Source organism: Mycobacterium kubicae (assembly GCF_015689175.1).
Lineage (GTDB): Bacteria > Actinomycetota > Actinomycetes > Mycobacteriales > Mycobacteriaceae > Mycobacterium > Mycobacterium kubicae.
This window is the reverse complement of the sequence record NZ_CP065047.1, coordinates 5,739,584-5,765,864: the sequence shown is the minus strand read 5'-3', so window position 1 is coordinate 5,765,864 and position 26,281 is coordinate 5,739,584. Positions and strand designations below refer to the sequence as shown.

Here is a 26,281-nt window from a genome sequence, read left to right as displayed (position 1 = left end):
CTAGTCGTCAGGGGATACCGCCGTCGGCGCGCACAATCGAGCCGGTGGTGAAGCTGGACGCGTCGGACGCCAAAAACAAAGCGGCGCCGATAATCTCGGGCGGATTGCCGGCGCGCCGCAGGGACAGGTGATCGAACGGATTGTGTGTCGCGGCGTCGAGATTCCAGGCCTTGCTCACATCGGTGAGAAACGGTCCGGCCATCAACGTGTTCACCCGCACGGCCGGCCCGAACGCCTTGGCCAGTCCCTCGGTCATAGCGTTGAGCCCGGCTTTGGCCGCCGCATACGGGACGATATCGGCGCCCGGGCGCAGCGATCCGGCCGAGCTGACGTTGATGATCGAGCCGCGACCGGCGGTGACCATCCGTTCGCCTACCAAGGCTGACAACCGGAACGGTCCTTTCAGATTCAGGTTGACCACCGCGTCGAACAGTTTCTCGGTGACGTCGCTGAGCTTGTCGTAGAGCGGGGACATGCCCGCGTTGTTGATCAACGTATCGATCTTGCCGAACCGTTCGTACGTCGCGTCGACCAGGCCGTCGAGCTGATCCCAGCGGCCGACGTGGACCTGATATGCCATGGCGCTGCGCCCGGTTTCGGCTTCGATCTCCTTGGCGGTGGACACACAGTTGTCCATGTTGCGGCTGGCGATCACCACATCGGCGCCGCAGCGGGCGACGCCGAACGCCATCTCGCGACCCAGGCCGCGGCTGCCGCCGGTGATCAGCACCACCTGGCCGCTGAGGTCGAAAAGCTGGTCGGCATAACCCATGTCAGCCGGCCTTGGCAGGTAGCGAGCGAGCCAGTTCGGCCGCGGTGGCGATCAGCTGCGGGATCATCGCGCCGAACGCATCCTGGATCTTCGGATCGACATTCCCGGTGCGCACCCCCGCGGCATAGGTCTTCTCCAGCACAATGCCGAGTTTCCAGTTGGCCAGCACCAAGTAGTAGTCGATGTTTTCGGTAGACAGCCCGCTAACCGACTCGTAGTGGGACAGCAACTCGGTTCGCGTGGGCATGCCGCGCATGTCGAGGTAGAACCCGTCGGCCCGCGGCTCTTCGCCGTCATAGCCGAGCAGCGACCAGGCCAGGTCCAGCAGCGGATCACCGACGGTCGTCATCTCCCAGTCCACGATCGCGGCCAACCGCGCCGGCTCGCCATGAGCGAACATCACGTTGGCGAATTGATAGTCCCCATGCATGATGCCCGGGGTGTAATGCGTCGGCCGGTTGCGCCGCAACCACTCGGCGGCCTCGTCCAGGCCGGGGAGGTCGCGCACCCGGTAGGCGTCGAGGAACTTCAGCCAGCGATCGACCTGCCGCTCGTGGAAGCCGTCGGGTCGGCCGAAGCCGTCGAGGCCCTGCGCGCGCCAATCCACTCGGCCCAGCTTGGCGGCGCCTTCGACGAGCTGGAACGCCAAGCCACGGCGGGCGGTGAGGTCGGTATCGAACGGCGCTCGCCAGCCGCCGTCCATCGGGCTCCACCCGTCGATCGCGCGCATCACGTAGAACGGCAGTCCCAGCACCGATCCCGACTCGTCGGCGGCGATGAGCTCCGCATGCGGCACATCGGTGCCCTTCAGCGCTCGAACCAGCCGGATCTCCCGTAACAACCCGTCGACACGGGCGGCGTCGGCGCGCGGCCCGGGCATGCGCAGGACCATCGATTCGTCACCGCGTCGCACCAGGTACAGCGTGTTCTGCGAGCCGCCGCTCAACTGCTCCAACACGGGCTGCGCGCCGGCACCCGGAGCGTCATTGCGGTCCAGCCAGGGGCCGAGAACTTCTGGATCCGGTTCGGTTCTGCTCGCAGTCGCCATCCTCAGCACACCCCACTCTCCGTGCGGAGAATAGCATTCTCTGACCAGGGCTCAAAGAGCCGCAGAACTCGCGTGCGAGGCTTGGCGCATGCAACTGCTTCTGGTCCGCCACGCCTTGCCGCTGCGCAGCGACCACGGTCAGGGCGCAGATCCGGAGTTGTCCGAGGAGGGGTTGGCTCAGATTGCGCGGCTACCCAACGCCTTGGCTCGCTTCCCCATCTCCCGGGTGCTCAGCAGCCCCCAGCGGCGGGCGATCCAGACCGCCGAACCGGTCGCGGCCGCTCATCAACTGAAAGTCGACATCGACGACCGCCTGGCCGAATACGACCGCGACATGGCCCACTACATCCCCGTCGAGCAGATCCGCGACGAATTCCCGCAGGAGTGGGCTCGCATGGCCCGAGGCCAGTTGCCCAGCGCCGTCGACGAAGACGCCTTCCGCGCGCGTGTCCGTGCGGCGATCGACGACCTGGTGGCGGCCGCCGACCCGGACGACACCGTTGCGGCGTTCAGCCACGGCGGCGTCATCAACGTGATCCTGCACGAGATCTTGGGGACCGCGCGCTTGCTGTCGTTTCCCATCGACTACGCGTCGGTCACCCGATTGTTGTTCTCCCGCAGTGGGCAGGCGACGGTTGCGACCGTCAATGCCACCGATCACGTGTGGGATCTGCTGCCGCGGAATAAGCGCTAGCTCGGCTTTGGTAAACAAGTCTCGTGACATCGGCTAACCAACTCGACGGGCTGGACCTGCCTGCGCTGGACGGGTATTTGCGTTCGCTGGACATCGAACGCGACGGCGAGTTACGCGGCGAGTTCATCTCCGGCGGCCGCTCCAACCTCACCTTCCGGGTCTACGACGACACGACGAGTTGGCTGGTGCGCCGCCCACCGCTGCATGGCCTGACGCCGTCCGCGCACGACATGGCCCGCGAATACAAAGTGGTTGCCGCGCTGCAGGACACCCCGGTGCCGGTAGCGCGGACCATCGCGCTGTGTGAGGACGACTCGGTGCTCGGCGCGCCGTTCCAGATCGTCGAATTCGTCGTCGGCCAGGTGGTGCGGCGGCGGGCTCAGCTGGAATCGCTGAGCCGCACCGTCATCGACGGCTGCGTCAACTCGTTGATCCAAGTGCTCGTCGACCTGCACAGCATCGACCCCGAGGCGGTCGGCCTCGGCAACTTCGGCAAGCCCAGCGGCTACTTGGAGCGCCAGGTCCGTCGCTGGGGTTCGCAGTGGGAGCTGGTGCGGCTACCCGACGACCACCGCGACGCCGATGTCACCCGACTGCACCAGGCCTTGCAGGAAGCCATTCCCCAGCAGAGCCGAACCTCGATCGTGCACGGCGACTACCGGATCGACAACACCATCCTCGACAACGACGATCCGACGCGGGTGCGCGCGGTCGTGGACTGGGAATTGTCGACGCTGGGCGATCCGCTCAGCGACGCCGCGCTGATGTGCGTGTACCGCGACCCGGCGCTGGACCTCATCGTCAATGCGCAAGCCGCCTGGACGTCGCCGCTGCTACCCACCGCCGACGAGCTGGCCGACCGCTACTCACTGGTTTCCAAGCAGTCGTTGGGGCACTGGGAGTTCTATATGGCCCTGGCCTACTTCAAACTCGCCATCATCGCCGCGGGCATCGACTTTCGCCGGCGGATGTCGCTGCTGGCCGAGGGCAAAGACGAGTCGGACGACGTGGCGCCCGAGGTGGTGGCGCCGCTGATCTCGCGCGGACTAGCCGAGATTTCCAAGCCGGTTTCCTAGCGGTCGGCGGCTTGCGGACTAGCGGGCCGCGAAGTTCCTCTTGGCGGCGTGGCGCAACTGCACAATGCGTGCGGTGCCCGCGGCGACGGTGATCAAGCCGCCGACGACGGCCGCCAACAGGATGGCGACACCCAGCGGCAGGGTCCAATGCCAGCCCAAGAACTGGAACTGGCCCGACGCCGTGTTCTGGGCGATGAAGATCAACAAGAGAATCAAGATCAGGAAGCCGGCGATCAACGCCGACCAGAGCGCGCCGGTCCGAGTGAACTTGGACGTCGGGTCCTTGACCGCCGCGCGGGATGCGGGCGTCGGGGGCTCGGGTGGTGGGGGAGGCGGGGGTGGCTGTGCAGGTGTGCCAGGGGGAATGCTGGTCATAGTCCCATCTTTGTCCCCTTCAGCACGGATTGAAACCAAACTTGGCGGGGAAAGTGTCAGCAAGCGGCGTCGCGGCGTCTCTGACGATACTGTCGACGGCATGAGGACGCTGCGCCGGGCGACGTTCGGTGCGGTCGTGTGGCTGACGACGGTGTTCTTTGCGGTGGCCTGCGGGAGTGCGGATCCGCTCGGGTCGACCACGGGCAGCATCAAATCAATCGTTGTCGGTTCCGGGGACTTCCCGGAGTCTCAGATCGTCGCAGAAATCTACGCACAGGCCTTGCAGGCCAACGGCTTCGACGTGGGGCGGCGAATGGGCATCGGCAGCCGTGAAACCTACATACCGGCGCTGAAGGACCACTCCATCGACCTGGTGCCGGAATACATCGGCAACCTGTTGCTGTACTTCGCTCCCGACTGCAAAGAAACGGTCCTCGACGCCGTGGAATTGGGGCTCTACAAGCGTCTGCCCGGCGACCTGTCGATTCTGACACCGTCACCGGCCTCGGACACTGACACCGTCACGGTGACCAGTGCGACCGCTGCTGCCTGGAAACTCAAGACCATTGCCGACTTGGCCGCTCACTCCGCGGAGGTGAAGTTCGCCGCGCCCTCGGCCTTCCAGAGTCGGCCCGCCGGCTTGGCTGGGCTGCGCCAGAAGTACGGCCTGGACGTCCGCCCCGGCAATTTCAAGATCATCAACGATGGCGGCGGCGCGGTCACCGTGCGGGCGCTGGTGGACGGAACCGTTACCGCCGCCAACATTTTCAGCACGTCACCGTCCATCGCGCAGGATCATCTGGTGGTGCTGGAAGACCCCGAGCACAACTTTTTGGCCGGCAACATTGTGCCGCTGGTGAATTCGCAGAAGAAGTCCGACCGCCTCAAAGACGTGCTGGACGCGGTCTCGGCGAAGTTGACCACCGCCGGGCTGGCCGAACTCAATGCCGCCGTGTCGGGCAACTCCGGTGTCGATCCCGACCAGGCGGCGCGGAAATGGGTGCACGACAACGGCTTCGACCGATCCTTGGGCGCCTAGTACCGATGATCACCTTCGCCGACGTCAGCAAGGTTTTCACCAGCGGCGCCACCGCGGTCGACAAGCTGAGCATCGAGATACCCGCCGGCGAACTCACCGTCTTCGTCGGTCCGTCCGGATGCGGCAAGACGACGGCGCTGCGGATGATCAACCGAATGGTCGAGCCGACATCGGGCACCATCACCGTCGACGGGGCGGATGTGTCGACCGTCAATCCGGTTGCGCTGCGCCGCGGAATCGGTTACGTGATCCAGAACGCCGGACTGATGCCACATCAACGGGTGATCGACAACGTCGCAACGGTGCCGGTGCTCAAGGGGCAATCGCGCCGCGCCGCCCGCGCCGCGGCCTACCAGGTGCTCGAACGCGTCGGCCTCGACCCGAAACTGGCGACCCGCTATCCCGCGCAGCTCTCCGGCGGTGAACAACAGCGCGTCGGCGTGGCGCGGGCGCTGGCCGCCGACCCGCCCATCCTGTTGATGGATGAGGCGTTCTCGGCCGTCGACCCCGTCGTTCGGCACGAACTGCAAAGCGAAATGCTGCGCCTGCAAAACCAATTGCACAAGACGACGGTGTTCGTCACCCACGACATCGACGAAGCCGTCCGGCTTGCCGACAAGGTGGCGGTCTTCGGGCCCGGTGGGGTGCTACAGCAGTACGATCCGCCCGCCCGGCTCCTTTCCCATCCGGCGAACGACTTCGTCGCCAAGTTCATCGGGCTGGGCCGCGGCTACCGATGGCTTCAGCTGCTGGACGCGACTGGCCTGCCCCTGCACGAGATCGAGCGGGTGAGCGCGAAAGAGCTTGGTTCCCCCCGACTCTGCAACGGCTGGGCGCTGGTGGTGGATGACGGCGGCGCGCCGCTGGGCTGGATCGACGCCGAGGGGCTGCAGCGGCACCGCGCCGGCACCCCGCTATCCGAAGCGGTGAGCGCGGTCGGATCGGTGTTCCACCCGAGCGGCAACCTCAGCCAGGCGCTGGACGCCGCGCTGTCCTCGCCCTCATCGATAGGTGTCGCCGTCGACGAGGCGAAGCGAGTCGTCGGTGGTGTGCTGGCCGCCGACGTGTTGGCCGCCGCGGCAGCCCGGCGGCGGGACTAGACGGTGCACTACCTGTTGACGCATCAAGGCGCGGCGTGGGCGCTGGCCGTCATTCATCTGCGGCTTTCCCTCGTCCCGGTACTGCTGGGCATGCTGATCTCGGTGCCGTTGGGCGTTTTCGTGCAGCGCAGACCACTGCTGCGCCGGGTGACGACCGCGACCGCCAGCCTGGTGTTCACCATTCCGTCGCTGGCGCTGTTCGTCGTGCTGCCGCTGATCATCAAGACCCGCATGCTCGACGAGGCCAATGTCATCGTCGCGCTGACCGCCTACACCACCGCGCTGCTGGTGCGGGCGGTCCTCGAAGCGCTGGACGCCGTGCCGGACCACATCCGGGACGCGGCCGCGGCCGTGGGCTACACCCCCATCGGCCGGATGATCAAAGTCGAGCTGCCGCTGTCCATTCCGGTGCTGGTAGCCGGGCTGCGGGTAGTAGTGGTGACCAACATCGCGATGGTCTCGGTGGGTGCGGTGATCGGCATCGGCGGGTTGGGTACCTGGTTCACCGCCGGCTATCAGACGAATAAGACCGATCAGATCCTGGCCGGCATCATCGCGATGTTCGCGCTGGCGGTCGTCATCGACACGCTGCTCAATCTGGCCGGCTGGTTGGCCACGCCGTGGCAGCGCGCGCGGACTCGCCGGCGCCGGTTGGTCAGGGCCCCGATCGTGGGCGGCGCCCGATGAACTTCATCGGACAGGCGCTGTCCTACCTGACCACCGCCGGCAACTGGGCCGGCCCCGACGGGCTCGTGGCGCGCATCACCGAACACGTGCAGTACACCGCGCTGGCGGTCGCGGCCTCGGCGCTGATCGCCATCCCGATCGGGCTCCTCATCGGCCACACCGGCCGTGGTCAGCTGGTGGTGGTGGGCGCGGTGAACGGGCTGCGCGCGCTGCCGACGCTGGGCGTGCTGCTGTTGGGTGTGCTGGTGTTCGGTCTGGGCATGGGTCCGCCGATCGCCGCGCTGATGCTGCTGGGGATTCCGTCGCTACTGGCCGGCACCTACGCGGGCATCGCGGCCGTCGACCCGCTGGTGGTCGACGCGGCCCGTGCCATGGGCATGACCGAGACCCAGGTGTTGCTGCGCGTCGAGGTGCCCAATGCGCTGCCGCTGATCCTCGGCGGGCTGCGCAGCGCGACGCTTCAGGTGGTCGCCACCGCCACCGTCGCCGCCTACGCCAGCTTGGGCGGGCTGGGCCGCTATCTGATCGACGGGATCAAGGAGCGTCAATTCCACGTCGCTCTGGTCGGGGCGGTGCTGGTCGCGGCGTTGGCGCTCATCCTCGACGGCGCCCTGGCTTCGGCGGTGTGGGCGGCGGCTCCGGGCACCGGCCGACTGCGGCGAGCGTCACTTCGGGACAAAGTCACCACGGTTGATCGACACGTCTTACGGTAGGGGTGTGAACGCAGCCCCTTCTGACCCGACACCCGCCACCTACCCAGCGATGCTGACGTGGCGCGCGCAAGACTGCTCGCGCATGGAATCTGTGCGTGTTCAGCTGTCCGGCAATCGAATTCGGGCTAACGGCCGGATTGTTTCGGCTGCCACGGAGACCAGCCCGGCGTTCGGCGCCTTCTACGAACTGCAGACCGACGAGACCGGCGCCACCAAGCGGTTCGGGCTGACGGTGACCCTGGCCGAGCGGGAACGCCAGCTGGCGATCGCACGTGACGAAGAGAACATGTGGCTGATCACCGATCACCAAGGTGAACGGCGCGCGGCCTACAACGGCGCCTTGGACGTCGACGTGGTGTTCAGCCCGTTCTTCAACGCGTTCCCGATCCGCCGCCTGGGTCTGCACCAGCGCGCCGAGTCGGTCGCGTTGCCGATCGTCTATGTCAACGTGCCTGAGATGACGGTCAGTGCGGCCACGGTCAGTTACACCAGCGAGGGACGGCTGGACGGAATCAAGTTGCGGTCGCCGGTCGCCGACACCGTGGTGACCGTCGACGGCGACGGCTTCATTGTGGACTATCCAGGGTTGGCAGAGCGGATCTGATCACGCCGCCGGCTCGGCCCGCGGCCGCCAACTGCTCACGCCAGTCCTCAGCGCCGATGGTGACGGTGACGATGTCGGAGCGGGGGAAGCTTTCGTAGCGTTTCCGGGCGGCGTGGCCCGCGTTGACCAGCTCCGCCACCGAGTTGTTGCTCGCCAATGAGTCGCGCGCGCGGTTGAGCAGTTCGATGACCCGATCGGCTGCTGGCAGCAGCTGGCCGGAGTTCGCTTCGCACATCGCGCGGACCAGGTCCGGAGCGGTGCCGGCGACGCGGGTGGCATCGCGGAAGGACCCGGCGGCCAGTGCGAACGCGAGCGGGACTTCCCCGGCGATGACGGCCAGCGCCTCGGCCAGCAGGTGGGGCAGATGGGAGATGGCGGCCGCGGCGGCGTCATGTTCGTCGGATCGGGCCGGCACGACGACGGCGCCGCAGTCCAGCGCCAAGTTCATCGCCAGCGTCCACACCCGCGGATCGACGTGGTCGTCGACGCTGAGCACCCACGGTGCCCTGGTGAACAGCCCGCCGTGCCCGGCCGACCAGCCCGAATGTGCGGTGCCGGTCATCGGGTGACCACCCACGAAGCGCTGCAGCAGGCCGGCCTTGCAGACTTCGTCGAGTACCGCGCCTTTGACGCTGGTGACGTCGGTCAGCGGGCAGTCCGGCGCCGACTCACGGATGTGGTCGAGCATGCTGGGCAGGGCCGGCATGGGAACGGCGAGCACGATCAACGCTTGCGCCTCGGCGGCGCGGCTCAGCGTTTCGCTCAGCTCGGTGCTGGCGTCGAATCCCGCCGAGCGGGCGCCCTGGGCGCCCTCGACCGACCGGTTGTAGCCGAAGACTTCGCGGCCCGCGCCTTTCGCGGCTCGCATGATCGAACCGCCGATGAGGCCCAGCCCGAGCACGCACACCGGTGTCGTCGCCACGGTTCCAGGTTGGCACAATTCGGCGGCGAGCGGGGCTGGCGGGTGGGGCCGGGCCGAACGCTCCCTGTCTGGTCAGAGCGCTTGGCGGGGACTAGCGTAGGCGCCCATGGGAGCACAACGGGCTTCAGCAACAGGCCCGTCGGCGGACAATCCGGACGGCTTCGCGGTAGCTGTCGTGCGCGAAGAAGGACGATGGCGCTGTTCGTTGATGGGCCCTAAGGCACTGACGAGTCTGGCCGCCGCCGAGAGAGAATTGCGCGAGCTGCGCAGCTCCGGGGCGGTGTTCGGACTGCTGGACATCGACGATGAATTCTTTGTGATCGTGCGCCCCGCGCCCGCGCGGACGAGGTTGCTGCTGTCCGACGCGACCGCCGCGCTGGACTACGACATCGCCGCCGAAGTGCTGGACAATCTCGACGCCGAAATCGATCCCGAAGACCTCGAGGATGCCGACCCGTTCGAGGAAGGTGACGTGGGCCTGCTGTCCGACGTCGGCCTTCCCGAAGCGGTGCTGAGCGTCATCCTCGACGAGACCGACCTGTACGCCGACGAGCAATTAGGGCGCATCGCCCGGGAGATGGGCTTCGCCGATGAACTGTCCGCGGTGATCGACCGCTTGGGTCGGTGACCAGCGACGAAGAACTGATCCGCGCCGCCTTGGCGGTTGCGGCGACGGCAGGGCCCCGGGACGTGCCCATCGGTGCCGTCGTCGTCGACGCCGATGGCACCGAACTGGCCCGCGCGGTCAACGCCCGAGAGCTGCTCGGCGACCCCACCGCGCACGCCGAGATCCTGGCGTTGCGGGCGGCCGCGGGCGCGCTCGGCGACGGATGGCGGCTGGAGGGCGCCACGCTGGCCGTTACCGTCGAACCGTGCACCATGTGCGCGGGCGCGCTGGTGCTGGCCCGGGTGGCCCGGCTGGTGTTCGGCGCCTGGGAACCCAAGACCGGTGCGGTGGGATCGCTGTGGGATGTGGTGCGTGACCGTCGGCTCAACCACCGGCCCCAAGTGCGTGGCGGTGTGCTGGCCGCGGAGTGCGCCGTTCCGCTCGAGGAGTTCTTCGATCGGCAGCGATTGGGGTGAGGGGCGTCCGGTTGGGTAAGCTGCTCGACGGTGGCGTGTCCGAGCGGCCTAAGGAGCACGCCTCGAAAGCGTGTGACGGCTAACACCGTCCGAGGGTTCAAATCCCTCCGCCACCGCCACAGCCCCCTCGATCTGCACTGCAGGTCAGAGGGGCTACTTGAACTCAATCGATGTGCCGCTCGTGAAGTCGTCACAATGAGCGCCCGCGGCCGCCGCTTAGCTGTGTGTTTTGCTTTCCCGGCTTGGAAGGGGCCGAGCAGGCCGGCCTAGGCAGCCCGCGCGGCCGCTTCAACGCGGTGTGGTCCCGACATGCGCGCACCAAATCGGTGCGGGCGTGCGCGTCAGTGCTCCCGCGGGGACGGCCGCCGCAGGGCGAGGTGGATTGCTGACAGCGACGCCGCATCGCCGGCCCCGGTCGTGCCGTCTGGCGCGAGGTACGACAGGTGCATGACGAGGGCGCTCAGTAGCTCGTCCGGGAACGGACCCTCGGGTAACAGTGTCCAGGGGCCATCCAGCCGCTGACCATTTCGGTCCACAGTAGCAGTGCGCTGTGGGGGCCCACTCACGCGAAAGAAACTCTGCGGCAGCAATTTTGGGCGCTGATCCATTCCGCGTGTTGGCCACGGCCGCCGCTTTCGAACCCGGGTTACCGAATGCTCCGCGCCCGCCTCACTCGGTTACTCGACACCGAAAACTCTTATTTCTCACAGCAATTGGCCTCAGCACCTTGGGACGCGCTGTCCGGCTCCTGCTTGAAGGCTGTCAGTTCGAGGCGATTTGGCGTCCGCTGGCGTGACACACAACACGACACGGGCGCAGATCGAACCGATACCCCGTCGAATGCGTGGAGTAGATGAACGACATCACTAGATCAGTGACAATCACAACCCTGGAGCCGAATATGAGCGCTTACATCACGGCCACCGGTAGCTTTCTCCCCGGCGACCCTGTGCCTAACGACGAAATAGAGGATTACATCGGAAAGGCGGGACGCTCGACCTCTGATCTCAAGGACATCACTCTCGCCAACTGTGGCATCAAGACGCGCCACTACGCGATCGACAAGAAACAGCAGACGGTCATTTCCAACGCGGCGATGGCGGCCAACGCCGTTCGGAGCGCAGCCGAGCACGTCGGCCTCGGTCCCGACGACGTCGAATTGTTGTGTGCCGCCACCACGATGCCGGACCTGCTGGCGCCCGGACATGCCAGCATGGTGCACGGTGAGCTGGGCTACGGCCCCCTCGAAATCGCCACCCTGCACGGGATCTGCAGCTCCGGAATCATGGCGCTGAAGAACGCCTACCTGCAGGTGGCGATGGGTGAGAAGCGCACCGCGGTCAGCGTGGCCAGCGAATTCGCTTCCCGCTTCTTCAAGAACTCCCGTTATGAGGAGATGGGTGTGGTCGCCGAGGAGGGAACCCTCCCACTGGAGGCCGCATTCTTGCGCTACATGCTCTCGGATGGGGCCGGCGCAGTGGTAATCCAGGACGAGCCCAAAGCCTCTGGCATCAGTCTGCGCATCGACTGGATCTCACTGACGTCCTACGCCAACACCGAGAAGACGTGTATGTACGGTGGCACTCCGGACACGGGAGCCACGAAGTCATGGGGGGACTACCCGAACGCTTCGGAGGCCGCCGCCGATGGCGCGTTGGTGCTGCGACAGGACCTCGCCCTACTGCCGCACCTGGTGAAAGTCGGCGTCGACGAGTATGACCGCCTGCTCCGACTGGGCAAATTCGATCCGTCGACGTTGACCTGGATCCCAGCGCACTATTCCAGCGAGCGCATGAAAGACACTGTGATGAAGGAGTTTTCGCGACGGGGCGTCGACGGTGGCCGGCCCGATATGTGGTACAGCAACCTGACCAGCGTCGGAAACATCGGCAGCGCTTCCATTTACGTCATCCTCGACGAGATGATGGAGCAGGGTCTGATCAAAGACGGCGACACGATGCTGTGCATGGTTCCCGAGTCCGGCCGCTTCGCGGTCTCGTTCATGCACGTCACCGCGGTGTCGTCGGAAACGTCACGGTGACCAGGGTTTTGGCGGCGGCACCGACCGAGCGGTTGCAACGCCGGGCAGTTGTCTACCTGTACACCCAGACCGGACAGTTGCGCGAGGTGGCCCAGGCGCTGACGGCCCCGCTGGAAGCGCGCGGGTGGGACATCCGCTGGGTTGATGTGCGGCCGCGCAACGCGTTTCCGTTCCCTTGGCCGATTCGCCGATTCTTCGGAGTGTTTCCACAAGCGGTTGACCCACAGGCGCTCGTGGAGCTCGTCGAGCCGGCTGGTGGTTTCACCACGGCTGCAGACGAATTGGTCATCCTGGCCTACCAGGTGTGGTACCTGGCACCCTCGCTTCCCATCCGTTCACTGCTGAAAACGCATCCCGAGGCGGTCCAGGGCCGCACCGTCGTGTCGCTGATCGCTTGCCGCAACATGTGGTATTCGGCGGCAATCGAGGCGTGCGGGCTACTGCGATCCGCTGGTGCCCGCCGCGTCGACGTGGTCGCGGCTACCGATACGCGACGGTCATCGACAACCCTGGTGACAACCCTGCGCTGGCTGCTGACCGGGAAACGCGCACCGTTTCTATGGTTCGGGCGGGCGGGTGTCGGCGATGACGAACTCGCGAGGGTCACCGCCGTGGGGCAGTGCATCGCTGAGTCGCGGTCGTGCCCGGCAGATGCGGCGCCCGTCGTGCCGGCGTTGGCCGCGGCGGACATCATTGCCGGCAAGGTGTTTCGCAGGTGGGGCAGAACTGCCAGGTCCATGCGCCGATTCGGCAGTACCGCGGACGCCGCCAGTCTGATCGCCTTCGCGCTTAGCCTGGGGATCGCCATCGTGATCGGTCTGCCGTTGATCGGATGCGCCGCAGTCGTCGGCGGTGAGCGCTTCGCTATCCGCGTTCGCGGGTTTGTCTACCGTCGGATCTCGTTTCACCTGCCGGTATTCGACGATGTGGTGGTCGCATGAGGACTGCACACCCCGAGTACCAGGAGCTCGTGGACTGGCTGTCCGCGAAGGTGGCCGCCCAGCTCAATGTCACACCGGACACCATCGAAATCGACTGCCCGTTAGCGGATTACGGGATTGACTCCGCGGCGAGCCTGACGCTGTGCGCCGATCTGGAGGTCGAGATGGGAATACCCGTCGAAACCACGATTGTGTGGGATTACGCCACCATTGATGCCATCGCGGCGTACCTCGTCACCGAGGGCGTGCTGCAATGATGCCGATCGCCGTGGTCGGTGTCGATTGCCGCTTTCCCGGCGCGCCCGACAAGGACGCGTTCTGGCGATTGCTGATGGAGGGCGCAGTGACCGACAGCGAAGTGCCCTCGCAGCGTTGGGATGTTGACGCCTATTACCGGACCGACGGTGCCCCCGGATCGATGAACACCCGGCGCGGCCATTTTCTCGACAACGTTGACACATTCGACAACGACTTCTTCGGGATAGCGCCCATCGAAGCCGGGGGGCTTGACCCCCAGCAGCGCCTGCTCCTGGAATCATCTTGGCGCGCAATCGAAGATGCCGGAATCGACCCGCGGTCGCTGACCGGCACGCCGACCGGAGTTTTCGTCGGCATCATGTCAAGCGAGTGGAGCAACCTACAAATTCTCGACTTCGCCGGCCTCACCGCGTTCCGCGGCACGGGCAGTGGCTATTTCATGACTGCTAACCGTATCTCCTACCACCTGGGCCTCACCGGACCAAGCGTGGCCATCGATTCGGCGTGCTCGTCATCACTGACAGCCGTCCACCAGGGCTGCGCAGCCCTTCGCTCGGGCGACGCCGATACCGTCATCGCAGCCGGTGCGAATCTCATTCTGACGCCCTCGCTTTCGATCTTCTACACCCAGGCAGGGCTGTCCGCGCCGGATGGTCGCTGCAAGCCGTTCGGGCTGGGCGCCGACGGCATCGGGCGAGGCGAGGGTGTTGCCGCGGTGGTGTTGCGCCGACTCGAGGACGCCCTTGCCGACGGGCAACCTATCTATGCCGTCGTAAAGAGTTCGGTCATCAACCACGACGGCCGCAGCAACGGGATCACGGCCCCGAGCCGCCGGTCGCAGGTGGAGCTGATGCGTCGGGCTCTGAGCCTGGCAGAGGTCGATGCCGGAGATATCGGCTTCGTCGAGGCGCACGGCACCGGCACGGTGCTGGGCGACATGATCGAAGCCAACGCCCTTGGCGACGTGCACAAGACGCGAGCCGGCGAGCCCTGCCTGCTCGGTTCCGTGAAGGGAAACATCGGACACACCGAAGGCAGTGCGGGGATCGCGGCGTTCATCAAGACGTGCCTGGCGTTGCACCATGGGGTGCTGCCGCCAACAGTGTTCGGCGGCAGCGCCAATCCGGCCTTGCGACTGACCGAGCACGGTCTGCAATTGGCCGACGGTCCGCGGAAACTGCCGGTGGACGGCACGCTGGGCGCGGTGAGTTCGTTCGGTCTTGGCGGCAGTAACGCCCACGCGGTATTGGAGACGGCGCCGCCCACGGCGCTGCCCGCCCCGGGTGCGACCGGCGTCCTTACCATCTCGGCGCCGTCGGTGCAGGCGCTGCGGCGCAACGCGGAGTCGATGACGGCCGCGCTGCAGAAGCTCGACACCACGCAAGTGGCCTCCTGGTGCCGCTCGACCAACGTCGTCAAGCGCTCAAACCGGCATCGCCTTGCCGTTGCGGGCGACCGCGACACCCTGGTCGACGGGATCCGCCAATTTGCGGCCGGCGCCGGTGACCATCTGGTGTCGTCCGCCCCGCTGCACCGGGCCCCGCCCAGCGTCGGGCTCCTGTTCTCGGGTCAGGGTGCCCAGTACCCAGGCATGACGCGGCGGCTCTACGACGCGCATCCGAGGTACCGGGAGAATCTCGACTCCGCGGCGGCCGCGCTGGATCCGCACCTTGGATCCGATCTGCTCGCAGCGATCTTCGGCCCCGCGCCCGGCCTTGATCACACCAGTCTCGCGCAGCCAGCATTGTTCGCCGTGTCCTACGCGCTGGGAAAGACTCTGTTACAGAGCGGAATCCGAGTGCCCTTCGGGATCGGCCACAGCGTGGGAGAAATCGCCGCCGCCTGCCTGGCCGGTGTACTGACCCTGCACACCGCCGCAAAGCTCATCGCGACCAGAGCGCGACTGATGGGCGCGTTGCCACCAGGTGGGGCAATGATCGCGGTTGACCTCGGCGTTGAGCAGGTGAAAGCACTCGTCGCTGAGGAACCCGGGTGTGGGATCGCGGCGGTCAATGGGCCGCACTCCCTGACCATCTCTGGTGATGCCGATGCCGTGGCTCGAGTGCAAACAACGGTTCGGCAACGGGGCGGCAAAGCAGTGAACCTGGCGGTGTCACACGCCTTTCACTCGCCGCTGATGGAGCCGATGGTGGCCGACTTCCGGCGCGAGACAGCCGGACTCCAACCAGCGCCCGCCGAGTTTCCGCTGTTCTCCACGGTGCTGGGCCGCGAGGTCAATGGCACAGAGATGACGGTCGACTACTGGGCCGCGCAGATCTGTTCTCCGGTGCTGTTCTTCGACGCGGTACAAGCTGCTTTGCGGACCGGACGCGTCGACTATCTCGCCGAGGCCGGTCCGAAATCAGCGCTGCTCACCCTTGCCCGACGGGGCGGACTTCCGCCGCAGACCCGCTCGCTCATGCTGTGCAGCGGACCGGATTCGGACGGGACGGAACTGCTCGGTGTGGCTGCAACGTTGATGCGCGACGGCTACTCACCGGATCTGACGGCGCTGTACGGCGGACCGGCCGGGCCGCGGCATCGGATCCCGCCGTATGTCTTCGATACTTCCCGCCGGTTCTGGTTCGACGGTCCAGTCAGCTACCCCTCACAGCTGGTGCGGTCCGCCGCGGCGCAACAAGGCGATCGAGTCGACGAGCCTGCGGATGCCGAGCAACCGCAGACCGGTACGCGGGGCGGGGTGCTCGCGCTGATCGCCGATGTCGGCGGCTATTCGGTCACCACGCTCAGCCGATCTCAACGGCTCGCGGATGACTTGGGTTACGACTCGTTGCTGCAGCTTCGCCTCTTGGATCGGCTGCGTGCGGAGTATCCGCCACTACTGGACACCACTGTCGCCGAGGTGCTGCCGAGGATCCACAGCGTCGGTGATCTCATCGACTTCGTGATGGAGCGGCTCGATGAGGCCGGTACAGCACCATGACGCCCGTTGCATTGGTGTGCTTTCACCACGCCGGTGGCGGGGCCGCGTCGTTTCATCCGCTGCGCCGAGCGTTGGCGGACAGCGGCGCCGAGCTGGCGTTTACGGCGGTGACACTGCCGGGACGGGAGTCGCGCCGCGACGAGCCCCGCCATGTCGACGCCGAGAACTGCGTGCGGGCGCTCGGTGACGAACTCGACGAGCTACTGCGTCGGCCCCACATTCTGCTGGGTCACAGCATGGGCGCCATACTGGCATACTTGCTTGCGCAACAACGGATCTCACGTGGCCTGCGGGCACCGGAAGCGGTCATCGTCGCGTCCTGCCGCGCCCCGCACCTACCCTCTCCCCGGCTTGATCTGCAGCTGCTCGACGATTACGAGCTGGCCATCGAGCTTGCGCGCTATGGCGGGCTGCCGACCGAAGTCCTGAACCGTCCGGACTGGCTGGCGCTGCTGATGCCTACGGTGCGTGACGATCTGCGGATCTGCCAGTCCCAGTGGGGAACTGATGCGCCACCGCTGCCATGTCCACTGCACATCGTCGGGGGCTTCGGTGACACTGTGGCGCCGCCTGACACGGTGGCCGCCTGGGTGTCGCACTCGGTGCAGCCTGCGCCGGTTCGCTTTTTCCCCGGCGGCCACTTCCTATTCCGTTCCCCGGAACCGGCGTTGGTAGCCGCCATTGCACGTGTCGCCGAGGAGGCGGCGCGGGAAAGGAGCCCACTCCCGTGAGTGTGTTAACCCGTGAAATGTCTACCGCAGCGAAACTTTCACCGCGGCACTTGACCGCCGGCACTGTCGCCGACCCGATTCGGTTGACCTGGCGTGAAGTCCACGAGCAGGCCAAACGGATGGCCGGGGGTCTGGCCGCGCGGGGAATACGCCGCCATGGTTCGGTCGCCGTGCTGGCCACCGATGCCGCTGATATCGCGCCGCTCGCGCAGGCCGCCTGGCTGAGTCGCGCCGCGCTGACGATGCTGCAGCAACCAACTCCCCGCACCGACCTGGCGGTCTGGCTGGAAGACACGGTTCGGGCGACGGTGATGATCAAGGCCGACGTGGTCGTGATCGGCGAGCAATTCCTGGGTGCGCTGGATCCGCTGACGGCTCAGGGACTGAAGGTCTGCACGGTCGAGTCCTTGCGTCGTGCCGACCCGATAGAACTTGACATGTCAGATCAAGCCGCCGAGTCGGATATCGCGTTGCGGCAGTTGACGTCTGGATCAACCGGCGTACCCAAAGCCGTCGAGATCAGTCACGGCAATCTCGCTGCGAACGCGGTCGCCTTGCGCGACGGGCTCGAACTCGACATCAACACCGACGTGATGGCGAGCTGGCTGCCGCTGTCGCATGACATGGGGATGATCGCCTTCGTCTGCTTCCCTATGCAGCTGGGTATCGAAACCGTCGTCGTCCCACCGGAGGAGTTCCTCAAACGACCGCTCGTCTGGGCAGAGTTGATCAGCAGGCATCGCGCGACCATCACCTCTGGCCCCAACTTCGCGTACTCCGTGCTCGCTCGCGTGCTGCAGCGCGCCGACCCGGACGCCATCGACCTTTCGTCGCTACGCATCGCGGTGAACGGAGCCGAACCGATTGACCACCGCGACATGACCGCCTTCTCTGCGATCGGCGCGCGCTTCGGCCTGCGCCCGACGGCGCTAACACCCGCCTACGGACTTGCCGAAGCCACACTGGTGGCGTCGCTAGGGTCGGCATCCGACCAGGCAATCGTCGACCGGGTCTCGCGGCGGGCCATTGCGGAAGCGCACCGCGCACAGCCGGTGCCGAATGGCTCCGCGGACATACAGCATGTGGTGTGTGTGGGGTTACCGGTGACGGGCCTGGATCTACGGATCAGCCGGAACGGAACAGCGTTGGCGCCCCGCGAGATCGGCGCAATCGAACTGCGCGGCCCGATGATCGCCGACAAATATCTGACCTCCGACGGTGTATTGCCGTTGGCGACGGATGGCTGGTTCGACAGCGGAGACCTGGGTTACCTCGACGAGGAGGGGCGGCTCTATGTCTGTGGCCGCACCAAGGATCTCATCGTGCTGGCCGGCAGGAATCTCTATCCGCACGATATCGAGCGCGCGGCCGAGAGTGTCGAGGGCGTGCGAAAAGGCTGCGTGATCGCGCTGCGTGTCGACGCCGATCGAGAGGGCTTCGCGGTGCTCGCCGAAATACGCAACGCGACCGACGACGACGCACGAGCACGGATCAGCCGCGAGATTGCCGCCCGGGTGAGCAGTCAAGTCGGGCACCGCCCGCGTGACATCCTGTTGTTCCCCGCCGGCACCTTGCCGAAGACACCGTCGGGCAAGCTACGCCGCAGCAGCGCTCGAAAATTGCTCCCTACCTACACCCCCGCCTCAGCGATCCGACAGCCGGCTCGACTTCAGGTGCTGAACACGTGAGCGACACTTGCGATGTCGTTGTCGTCGGCGCCGGACCGGTGGGTGCCACGGCGGCGCTGCTGCTCGCGAGCTATGGCATCGACTGCACCGTGGTGGAAGCACGCCATGAGCCACAACGCCACCCCGCTGCGCACGTGCTCTCGACGCGGTCTATGGAGATCTGGCGCGAGATCGGCCTCGAGCGCGACATCCGCGGCCTCAGCGCCCCCATGCACGAGCTGCGGTGCATCGTGTACTGCACAAGCTTGGCCGGGCCCGAGCTCGGGCGGGTGCCACTGGCCGACTTGCCGGTCGCGCAGATGGACGCGATCGAGTCGATCAGCCCGACCCGCAGCGCACACCTACCCCAGAACGTCCTGGAACCGCTGCTCTGGCAACACCTGAAAAACAGCGACCGCATCGATATGCGGACCGGCTGGCGGTACCGCTCTCACACCGACGGCCCAGACGGCGTCGCGGTCACTGTCGCCGACCCCACTTCCGGAACCTGCCGAATGATACTGGCGCGCTACCTCATCGCCGCCGACGGCGCAGCCAGCACAGTGCGCCGCGCGCTGGGGATCGCGATGGAGGGTCCGTTGCTGCAGAATGTGATCAGCGTCCTTTTCTCGGCCGATCTCGAGGCATTCCGCCGCCACCGCCGCGGCCCGGTCATGTGGACCCACACCGCTAAGGGCGTGGGCGCCACCATCGTGCACCGGCCGCCGGAGGACCTGGTATTCCAGATTCCCTACTTCCCGCCCTTTGAGTCGGTGGAAGACTTCCCGGCGGCGATCTGCCGCCGGCACATCGTCGATGCAATCGGTGATCCCGCTGTTCGGGTTGACATCAAGTCGATCCAACCGTGGGCGATGACCGCCCAAGTCGCCACTCACTATCGGGTAGGACGCGTGTTCTTGGCCGGCGATGCCGCGCACCGGTTTCCGCCCACCGGTGGGCTGGGACTCAACACCGGTGTCGCCGATGTGCACAACCTGGCCTGGAAGCTCGCTTGGGTCATCGCCGGCCGCGCCGACGAAGCACTGCTGGACACCTATGAGCGAGAACGCCGTCCGGTTGGCGCGGCCGCCACCGCCGACTCGGTGACCAATTTTGACGGGATGTTCGATGTCGTTGCGGCACTGGGGTTGCCGCGGCCAGCGGTGCGCATGCTGCCGCAAGCCGTCGCTGCTATTCCGGACTGGGCACCCAGACGTCCCGTGCGTGCCGTGATCCGTGGCGCCACCACGCTGGGATACCAGCGGTTTCGCCTGGCCCAGTCACCCGGCCGGATCGGCCAGCGAATCCGCCGCCGGGCTGCGGCGGCGATCGCCAAGCAGGGGCCGCACTATCACAGCTGGGGCCGCGACCTCGGGGTGAGTTATGGGCGCGGCGCCGTGATCGCTGATCGGCTGCCACCACCGCTCAGCGATCCGGAGTTCTATATCCCATCTGTGCGCGCCGGCGGCCGGCTGCCGCACGTCTGGCTCGAGGACGGTGATCGGCGGGTGTCCACACTGGATCTGGTCCACCGCGATGTCCTGACACTCCTGGTATCCAAAGCAAGTCAATTTGTGTGGTCGTCTGCGGCTGAGGGACTTTCGTTGTCGGTGGTGCCCGTCGGTGATGCCGGACGTGCCGTATTTCACACCGGCGTCGCTGGTGCCGATCCGGATGCCTTGCTGGTCCGTCCCGATGGCCATATCACCGCCCTGCTGCACTCGGGCCGGGATGGCGCGCCACTGCTGCGGCTGGCATTGCAGGTCGTTGGCGCCCTTGCGGCGAGTCACAAGGGACTGATCGCATGAACGACGTTGGGGCACAAGTGGTCGAGTTGCGGTTACTCACCCACCGGGCGGCAGAGATGACGCAGTGGTGGGCGGCGTTGCTCGGCGGGGTTCCCCGAACACAGAATGCCCGCATGACCGCCATTCACGGCGATTGCCTGCGGGTGGTGATCGAGCGTTCGCCGATCGCACTCGATTACCATCCCGAGGCCAGTGGTGTCACCTCAATCAATCTGGTACTGAGCGATCTGCACTCAGCACGTCCGGCGTTGAATCGATTGAGCCAGTTGGGTTCTGTGCCCCACCGGGCGACCGGCCAACCCGGGACAACAGCGCTGTGGTTTCGCGATCCCAATGGCACCGACGTGTCCTTGCACCTGCCCGTAGTCGTCGGCCACCAAGCCACCGCAGCCGGTGTGTGGCCCGATGAGGTGGATCCGAAAGACGTGCTGGCCTACATCGACAGCGATTCGTCAACAACCATCCAGCAACCGCCCGAATTGGAATAGCACAGGCGTCCGCATAGCGCTGTTCGACCGAGCGGACCAGATCTGGCGAAGGGAAAACAATTGGCGGCGCAATACATCAATAGGAAATCGTGAAAGCTTGCGGGCCAGCAACTTTTCAGTTCTACCTCAGTGGCTCAACTGGTAATCGGTCAGGCTCGCGCCACTAATCGCTTCTAGGTCTAGGTCTAGGTCTAGGTCAAGGTCAAGGTCATGGTCACTATGTCTGTAAGAATTCCCCCCACAAAACTGGTGCGACTCGTCGAGCGTGCTCGCCATCGTCTGGCGCTGATCCATCTAGGGACGGTCCCTGCCTATGCGGCGATGATGGAGTTAATCGTCGGTGCCTGGACGTCACAAGCCATCGCGGTAGCCGTGGAACTCGGTATCGCCGACGCCCTCGACAAGGGGCCGCTGCGGTTGGAGGAGTTGGCGTCTCGGGTGCAGGCGGATCCCGACGCGCTGCGCCGACTGCTGCGAGCATTGATCGGCCGCGGCATATTTCGTCAGCGCCGTGACGGTCGCTACGCGCTCAACGCGCTCGCTAAGTCGTTGCGCGCCGACGTTCCACTGTCGGCGGCGTCCATGGCTCAGCTGGTGGGTTCGCGCCAACACCGCGAACATTGGAGCTATCTGGTGGATGCAATCAGAACCGGAAAGGCGGTTGTTCCGGTCCTGCACGGCATGGAAGCCTTCGACTACCTCGTTGGGGATCCCGAGCTCAATGAGATTTTCAACCGCGCCATGGCCGACACCACCGAGATGACGGTGGATTACCTGATGGCCGCCTATTCGTTCGACGACTACCAGACAATCGTCGATGTTGGCGGTGGGGTGGGGCGGCTGCTTTCTGCCATCCTCAACGCAACCCCGACTGCCCGCGGGATCCTCTACGATCTGCCGCACGCGCTCGCCGAAGCCCCACCGGTGCTGCGGCAGCACAATGTCGCAGATCGCGTGGAGTTACAGCAGGGATCGTTCTTCGAAAGCGTTCCCACGGGTGGCGATGTCTACGTGCTCAAGATGATCCTGCATGACTGGCCCGACGACAGGGCGGTCGAGATTCTCCAGAGCGTCCGCTCGGCGGCGAAGGTCGGCACAAAGGTATTGGTGATCGATTGCGTGATCCCGGACCACGACCGCGAATTCTTCGGTCATTGGACGGATCTGGAGATGCTGCTGCTGCAGGCTGGACGCGAGCGAACGGTGCCCGAGTACCGCGCGCTTCTCGAGCGCGCCGGGTTCCGGCTGACCCGATGGGTGCCCACTGCATCGCCATTGAGCTTCATCGAGGCCGAGGCCGCCTAGCTTCAAAGTGGCGATCACTCTGGGGCATTGAACAACTCAGGGTGCGCGGCCGTTGTGGTAGTAGACGGTCGGAGCATGTTGACACCATAGGGGCGTCGACAGCGAGATCGGTTGCCGTTGCGGTCATTCGGACGGCGGCATCGAAAGCGAAAGTTGATTTCCCGATGGCGTTCTCGCTAGCTCTGTCTGATGAACAGCAACAACTGCGCGATTGGGCGCATGCGTTCTCCCAACAGGTGATTCGTCCGGCTGCGTTCGACTGGGACGACCGCGAGGAGACGCCGTGGCCCATCTTGCAGGAGGCTGCCGGCATCGGGCTTTATGGCGACGACATATTGATGACGCTCCTCAGCGACCCGACCGGACAGGGTTTTCCGATCTTGGCCGAGGAGCTGTTCTGGGGTGATGCCGGAATCGCACTATCGATCATGGGAAGCACGCTCGCTGCCGTTGGCATCATCGCCGCCGGCACTGCCGAGCAGATCGCACACTGGGTACCGCAGTGTTATGGCACCGACAAGGACGTCAAGGTGGGCGCGTTCTGTTCATCAGAGCCAGAGGCCGGTTCCGACGTGGCGAACATGCTGACTACGGCCAAATATGACCAAGCGTCCGATGAATGGCTGATCTCGGGCCAGAAAGCGTGGGTGACCAACGGTGGTGTGGCCGACGTTCTGGTCGTCCAGGCGGTGGTCGAACCCAGTCTCGGTACACGCGGACAGGCCGCGTTCGCCATGAGTGCCGACACTGCCGGTATTGCCGCGCCGCGGAAGCTGCGCAAGCACGGCGTGCGTGCCTCGAACACCGCGGACATATTTTTCGACGGTGTGCGGGTTCCCGGCAGTGCGCTGCTGGGCGGCAAAGACAAGCTCGACGAGAGGCTCGCGCGTGCACGCGAAGGGCGGAAGACGTCCCGGCAGCCGGCGATGGCCACCTTTGAGCTATCGCGGCCCACCGTCGGGGCGATGGCCGTCGGAGTCGCCCGCGCCGCCTACGAATACGCGCTCGACTACGCGAAGGAACGAGTGGTGTTCGGGCGACCCATCATCGAAAAGCAAGCCATTTCGTTTCTCCTCGCCGATATCGCCACCGAGATCGATGCAGCGCGGTTGCTCGTCAGGCGCGCTGCCTGGATGGGTGCGACCGGTCAGAAGTTCGCCTCAGCGGAGGGTTCGATGAGCAAGCTGAAGGCCGGCCGGGTAGCGGTGTGGGCGACCGAGCGGGCTATCCAAATCCTCGGCGGCAACGGTTACACCCGCGAGTATCCGGTCGAGCGGATGCACCGCGACGCCAAGGTCTTCGACATCTTCGAGGGCACCGAGCAGATTCAACAGCTGGTTATCGCCCGCTCGATCACCGGGCTCCGGCTACAGTGACGCCGCCGGGACCAGCCGCCTCGAGGCGGCCCTGGACCTGGTCGGGCACGCGGGTGAAGTTAGGGGTTCAGTGCCGAGCGCGAACGACGGCGCCAACCGGCCTAGTCCCGGGTTTGCCCCCCACCGACCGCCGCGCGAATCGTCTGCAGCTCGCCCTGACTGAACGGGCGGCCATCAGGGTTCACCAAGTCGCTGAACCACACCTTCGGCACCGACGCGTACGGATGATCCCAGGAATCCCAGGGGAAGTACGTCTGCGTCTTTCCTGCGACGAATCCCCAGTTGAACGCGCCGACGTTGTGCCGGCGGGCGACCGGCAGAATCCCTTCGACCGTGCTGCCCTGGGAGCGAGCCAGATACTCGGTGCAGATGATGGGCCGGCCCAGCGGCGCCAGCTCGGCGATCCGGCCCTCGAACTCGGCCGGCTTGGCATACGAGTGGAACGTGATCACGTCGGCGTTGTCGAGTTGAATACCGGCGATGGCGCTGCGCTGGCCGGGATCCCCCCAGCTGCCCTGCCAGACACCGCTGGTCAGCGGTTGAGCGGGGTCTACGGCCCGCGCCCAGCGGAACACCTGGGGGAGTAGGTCCGCCACGCGGTCCAGCTTGTCGTTTCGTTCCACCCTGCGGTACACCTTGGCGGGGTTGTCGGGTTCATTCCACAGGTCCCACCCCAGCACCCGGTCGTCGTTGCGGAACTGGCTGAGCACTCCGGTGACATAGTCGTACAGCACCGCGGCGTAGCGCTTGTCGTCCAGTCGCTCGGCGCCCGGGCTTTGCACCCAGCCGGAGTTGTGCACCCCGGGCCGGGGCGCGCGTTGCCGCCCGGCTCTTGGAATCGGGTCCCAGCACGAGTCGAACAGCACGAACAGCGGTTTGATGCCGTGGCGGGCGGTGATGCTGACAAACTGCGCCAGCCGGGACTGGAATCCGGCGCGATCGGCGGCCCACAGCTGGTCGTGCAGGAACACCCGCACCGTGTTCAACCCGAAGAACCGCGCTGAATTCATCTCCCGGTCGATGCGCGCCGGGTCATAGGTGCCGGCCTGGAACATCTCCAGCTGGTTGATTGCCGTCGAGGTGACGTAATTGGCGCCGACGAGCCAGCCTTGCGCCTGATACCAGGTGTTGGCGCGGTCGGGCGACCACCGGCCCGCTTCCGCGGCCGCACGGGGGGTGCGGGCCAGCGCCGCACCTGCCGCCAACACCAGCGGTAGCTTGAGGGCGGTTCGACGGTCCACGCAGTGACCGTAATTTCCTTCGCCGACCAGTCAGCCCGGCGTACCGGCGGCAAATGAGAATTGTTATCTGGCCGTAGCCCAGCAGTTTTCAGTGCCCCTCAGCCAGCAACCACCAGGGGTAGCGAAATGACCCCGGCGCCCCCGGTCACCACCAGCACCCAGCGGCCATCGACCGGCAGATTGGCCTCGATCCCATAGATCGCGAACCCCACCTCGGCGGTGACTGCGGCTTCAGGTAGCTCGAATTCCAGCTGCTCGACCTCATCACCGGTAGGCGAATGAATCTCGACGTTCACCCGTCGGTCGGACGTGCCCGTCTCGGTCTGGGTCAGCACCACCAGCAGAAACCGGGCGAACCGGTCCGGGCCCACGGCGTACCTCGATAGGACGCCCCCGGTCACGGTGAGCTTGTTATCCACCGCGGCCGCCGACTCGGCCAGGAAGGCCCCGACTATCACCCGCCGTGCGGCTGTTGTTGAGGCGGTGGCTGGGCCGGGCCGCCGTAACCCAGCTGCGATGCGGTGTAGCGGGCGGCGTCGGTCATCGGCACGGCTTGCACCGCGGTGCCGTAGGCGCAGATCTCCGTCCAGACGTCGCCGAGTTCGGTGGTGTCGAAGCGCATGGCGACGATCGCGTTGCCGCCCTTCGTGCGGGCTTCGTTGATCAACCGCGCCATCGCCTCATTGCGGCTCTCGGCGAGATTTCTGGTCATGCCCTGCAACTCGCCGCCGAACATGGATTTGAAACCGGCGCCGAACTGCGCGAGGGCATTTCGCGATCGAACGGTCAGTCCGAAGACCTCCCCGCACACGCGCTGGATCTCCCAACCGGGAATGTCATTGGTGGTGACGACGAGCACCGCAGCACCTTCCTGCCGGAACGAGCAATGGTCTGGTGCAGGGTACCGCGACGGTCTAACGCAGCTTGCGGCCGTCGCCGTCGGCGACATTGCCGGTGAACATCATGATCGCGTCGACGAATGACCAGATCAACACACCGAACAACAGGGGCAGCCCGAGAAAGCAGAACACCGTGAAAAACAACCCGAACAGGCCCAGGACCAACTGCACCGCGGCAAGCGCGGTCGAGCCGATGTAGAAGCGTCCGATGCCCAGATAGCCGAAGAACAACTGCAGACAACCGGCGACCACGGCCGACTTGTCCGAAAGCGGCTGACCCGTCACTGGGTGACGCCCGAAGGGCGCGTAAGGCTCGAAGGCATTGCCTGGATATCCGTTGTGCGGATACCCCCAGTTGCCCGGGTACGGCGGCGGGTGTTGCTGCCAGCCTGGACCGTATGGCTGCGACCCCCAAGGTTCCTCACCGGGCGGGTTCGGTGTCGCCATCTGCTTCACCCCCGTTGCTGTC

The 26,281-nt window shown here is 65.9% G+C and carries 26 protein-coding genes, 1 tRNA gene and 1 pseudogene; 20 read left to right on the top strand and 8 right to left on the bottom strand.

Features of this window, described 5'->3' with window-relative positions:
- Positions 1 to 7: 7 nt before the first annotated feature.
- Together I2456_RS27060 and I2456_RS27055 are read right to left on the bottom strand one after the other, a co-directional pair.
- The gene (locus I2456_RS27060; protein ID WP_068034197.1) at positions 8 to 772 is read right to left on the bottom strand and encodes an SDR family NAD(P)-dependent oxidoreductase; all 765 of its coding nucleotides are present in this window, start codon (positions 770 to 772) and stop codon (positions 8 to 10) included.
- A 1-nt stretch (position 773) separates the two neighbouring features.
- Complete coding sequence (locus tag I2456_RS27055) at positions 774 to 1,820, bottom strand: phosphotransferase family protein (protein WP_085074949.1); 1,047 nt, start codon at positions 1,818 to 1,820, stop codon at positions 774 to 776.
- A gap of 88 nt (positions 1,821 to 1,908) precedes the next feature.
- On the opposite strand from I2456_RS27055, the gene I2456_RS27050 reads away from it, so the two are divergent.
- Positions 1,909 to 2,514: a histidine phosphatase family protein gene (locus tag I2456_RS27050; RefSeq protein WP_085074950.1), complete on the top strand. Its 606-nt coding sequence runs from the start codon at positions 1,909 to 1,911 to the stop codon at positions 2,512 to 2,514.
- A 23-nt stretch (positions 2,515 to 2,537) separates the two neighbouring features.
- On the top strand, positions 2,538 to 3,590 hold the full coding sequence (locus I2456_RS27045; protein WP_068034203.1) for a phosphotransferase family protein: 1,053 nt from the start codon (positions 2,538 to 2,540) through the stop codon (positions 3,588 to 3,590).
- 18 nt (positions 3,591 to 3,608) lie between these two features.
- Here I2456_RS27045 and I2456_RS27040 read toward each other — a convergent pair whose 3' ends face one another.
- Positions 3,609 to 3,965, bottom strand: coding sequence for a LapA family protein (locus tag I2456_RS27040; protein WP_068034205.1), 357 nt, complete (start codon positions 3,963 to 3,965; stop codon positions 3,609 to 3,611).
- Between the two features lie 100 nt (positions 3,966 to 4,065).
- Here I2456_RS27040 and I2456_RS27035 point away from each other — a divergent pair, with 100 nt between their 5' ends.
- From I2456_RS27035 to I2456_RS27015, 5 genes and pseudogenes are all read left to right on the top strand, one after another.
- Positions 4,066 to 5,004, top strand: coding sequence for an ABC transporter substrate-binding protein (locus tag I2456_RS27035; RefSeq protein WP_085075511.1), 939 nt, complete (start codon positions 4,066 to 4,068; stop codon positions 5,002 to 5,004).
- A gap of 5 nt (positions 5,005 to 5,009) precedes the next feature.
- A pseudogene (locus I2456_RS27030) lies at positions 5,010 to 6,123 on the top strand (ABC transporter ATP-binding protein).
- Complete coding sequence (locus I2456_RS27025) at positions 6,108 to 6,791, top strand: ABC transporter permease (protein WP_085075509.1); 684 nt, start codon at positions 6,108 to 6,110, stop codon at positions 6,789 to 6,791. The pseudogene I2456_RS27030 and the gene I2456_RS27025 overlap by 16 nt, the downstream one beginning before the upstream one ends.
- Positions 6,788 to 7,504, top strand: a complete 717-nt coding sequence (locus I2456_RS27020) for an ABC transporter permease (RefSeq protein ID WP_085075508.1) — start codon at positions 6,788 to 6,790, stop codon at positions 7,502 to 7,504. Before I2456_RS27025 ends, I2456_RS27020 begins: the two co-directional genes overlap by 4 nt.
- Positions 7,505 to 7,508: 4 nt before the next feature.
- Entirely contained in the window at positions 7,509 to 8,108 is a 600-nt protein-coding gene (locus I2456_RS27015; RefSeq protein WP_068034216.1) for a putative glycolipid-binding domain-containing protein, read from the top strand.
- Here the strand turns inward: I2456_RS27015 and I2456_RS27010 are convergent.
- Positions 8,071 to 9,015, bottom strand: a complete 945-nt coding sequence (locus tag I2456_RS27010; RefSeq protein WP_085075507.1) for a prephenate dehydrogenase — start codon at positions 9,013 to 9,015, stop codon at positions 8,071 to 8,073. The two genes, I2456_RS27015 and I2456_RS27010, sit on opposite strands and share 38 nt — an antisense overlap.
- Before the next feature lie 121 nt (positions 9,016 to 9,136).
- Between I2456_RS27010 and I2456_RS27005 the strand changes: the two genes are divergently transcribed.
- The 13 genes from I2456_RS27005 (at position 9,137) to I2456_RS26945 (ending at position 23,672) form a co-directional block, all read left to right on the top strand.
- A complete protein-coding gene (locus I2456_RS27005) occupies positions 9,137 to 9,658 on the top strand; it encodes a tRNA adenosine deaminase-associated protein (protein WP_085075506.1) in 522 nt (173 codons plus the stop codon).
- Positions 9,655 to 10,113 carry a nucleoside deaminase gene (locus tag I2456_RS27000; RefSeq protein ID WP_085075505.1) on the top strand — a complete coding sequence of 153 codons (459 nt, stop codon included), beginning with the start codon at positions 9,655 to 9,657 and terminating at the stop codon, positions 10,111 to 10,113. The genes I2456_RS27005 and I2456_RS27000 overlap by 4 nt, the downstream gene beginning before the upstream one ends.
- Positions 10,114 to 10,142: 29 nt before the next feature.
- A tRNA-Ser gene (locus I2456_RS26995) sits at positions 10,143 to 10,232 on the top strand.
- Positions 10,233 to 11,014: 782 nt separating this feature from the next.
- Complete coding sequence (locus I2456_RS26990; RefSeq protein WP_085075503.1) at positions 11,015 to 12,154, top strand: StlD/DarB family beta-ketosynthase; 1,140 nt, start codon at positions 11,015 to 11,017, stop codon at positions 12,152 to 12,154.
- Positions 12,151 to 13,095, top strand: coding sequence for a hypothetical protein (locus I2456_RS26985; RefSeq protein ID WP_085075502.1), 945 nt, complete (start codon positions 12,151 to 12,153; stop codon positions 13,093 to 13,095). Before I2456_RS26990 ends, I2456_RS26985 begins: the two co-directional genes overlap by 4 nt.
- A complete protein-coding gene (locus I2456_RS26980) occupies positions 13,092 to 13,352 on the top strand; it encodes an acyl carrier protein (protein WP_085075501.1) in 261 nt (86 codons plus the stop codon). The genes I2456_RS26985 and I2456_RS26980 overlap by 4 nt, the downstream gene beginning before the upstream one ends.
- The gene (locus I2456_RS26975) at positions 13,352 to 16,297 is read left to right on the top strand and encodes a type I polyketide synthase (RefSeq protein ID WP_241007815.1); all 2,946 of its coding nucleotides are present in this window, start codon (positions 13,352 to 13,354) and stop codon (positions 16,295 to 16,297) included. Before I2456_RS26980 ends, I2456_RS26975 begins: the two co-directional genes overlap by 1 nt.
- The gene (locus I2456_RS26970; protein WP_085075499.1) at positions 16,294 to 17,028 is read left to right on the top strand and encodes a thioesterase II family protein; all 735 of its coding nucleotides are present in this window, start codon (positions 16,294 to 16,296) and stop codon (positions 17,026 to 17,028) included. The genes I2456_RS26975 and I2456_RS26970 overlap by 4 nt, the downstream gene beginning before the upstream one ends.
- Entirely contained in the window at positions 17,025 to 18,716 is a 1,692-nt protein-coding gene (locus I2456_RS26965) for a fatty acyl-AMP ligase (RefSeq protein WP_085075498.1), read from the top strand. The genes I2456_RS26970 and I2456_RS26965 overlap by 4 nt, the downstream gene beginning before the upstream one ends.
- Positions 18,713 to 20,503, top strand: a complete 1,791-nt coding sequence (locus I2456_RS26960) for an FAD-dependent oxidoreductase (RefSeq protein ID WP_163703893.1) — start codon at positions 18,713 to 18,715, stop codon at positions 20,501 to 20,503. Before I2456_RS26965 ends, I2456_RS26960 begins: the two co-directional genes overlap by 4 nt.
- Positions 20,500 to 20,991, top strand: a complete 492-nt coding sequence (locus I2456_RS26955; RefSeq protein ID WP_085075496.1) for a VOC family protein — start codon at positions 20,500 to 20,502, stop codon at positions 20,989 to 20,991. Before I2456_RS26960 ends, I2456_RS26955 begins: the two co-directional genes overlap by 4 nt.
- A 210-nt stretch (positions 20,992 to 21,201) precedes the next feature.
- A complete protein-coding gene (locus I2456_RS26950) occupies positions 21,202 to 22,296 on the top strand; it encodes a methyltransferase (RefSeq protein WP_308203650.1) in 1,095 nt (364 codons plus the stop codon).
- Between the two features lie 164 nt (positions 22,297 to 22,460).
- Entirely contained in the window at positions 22,461 to 23,672 is a 1,212-nt protein-coding gene (locus tag I2456_RS26945; protein WP_068161115.1) for an acyl-CoA dehydrogenase family protein, read from the top strand.
- Positions 23,673 to 23,773: 101 nt separating this feature from the next.
- Here I2456_RS26945 and I2456_RS26940 read toward each other — a convergent pair whose 3' ends face one another.
- From I2456_RS26940 to I2456_RS26925, 4 genes are all read right to left on the bottom strand, one after another.
- Entirely contained in the window at positions 23,774 to 24,913 is a 1,140-nt protein-coding gene (locus I2456_RS26940; protein ID WP_085075495.1) for a glycoside hydrolase 5 family protein, read from the bottom strand.
- A gap of 98 nt (positions 24,914 to 25,011) precedes the next feature.
- The gene (locus I2456_RS26935) at positions 25,012 to 25,371 is read right to left on the bottom strand and encodes a hypothetical protein (protein WP_068034241.1); all 360 of its coding nucleotides are present in this window, start codon (positions 25,369 to 25,371) and stop codon (positions 25,012 to 25,014) included.
- Entirely contained in the window at positions 25,368 to 25,772 is a 405-nt protein-coding gene (locus I2456_RS26930) for a YbjQ family protein (RefSeq protein WP_068034244.1), read from the bottom strand. Before I2456_RS26930 ends, I2456_RS26935 begins: the two co-directional genes overlap by 4 nt.
- 55 nt (positions 25,773 to 25,827) lie before the next feature.
- Positions 25,828 to 26,259: a TM2 domain-containing protein gene (locus I2456_RS26925; protein WP_085075517.1), complete on the bottom strand. Its 432-nt coding sequence runs from the start codon at positions 26,257 to 26,259 to the stop codon at positions 25,828 to 25,830.
- Positions 26,260 to 26,281 lie beyond the last annotated feature (22 nt).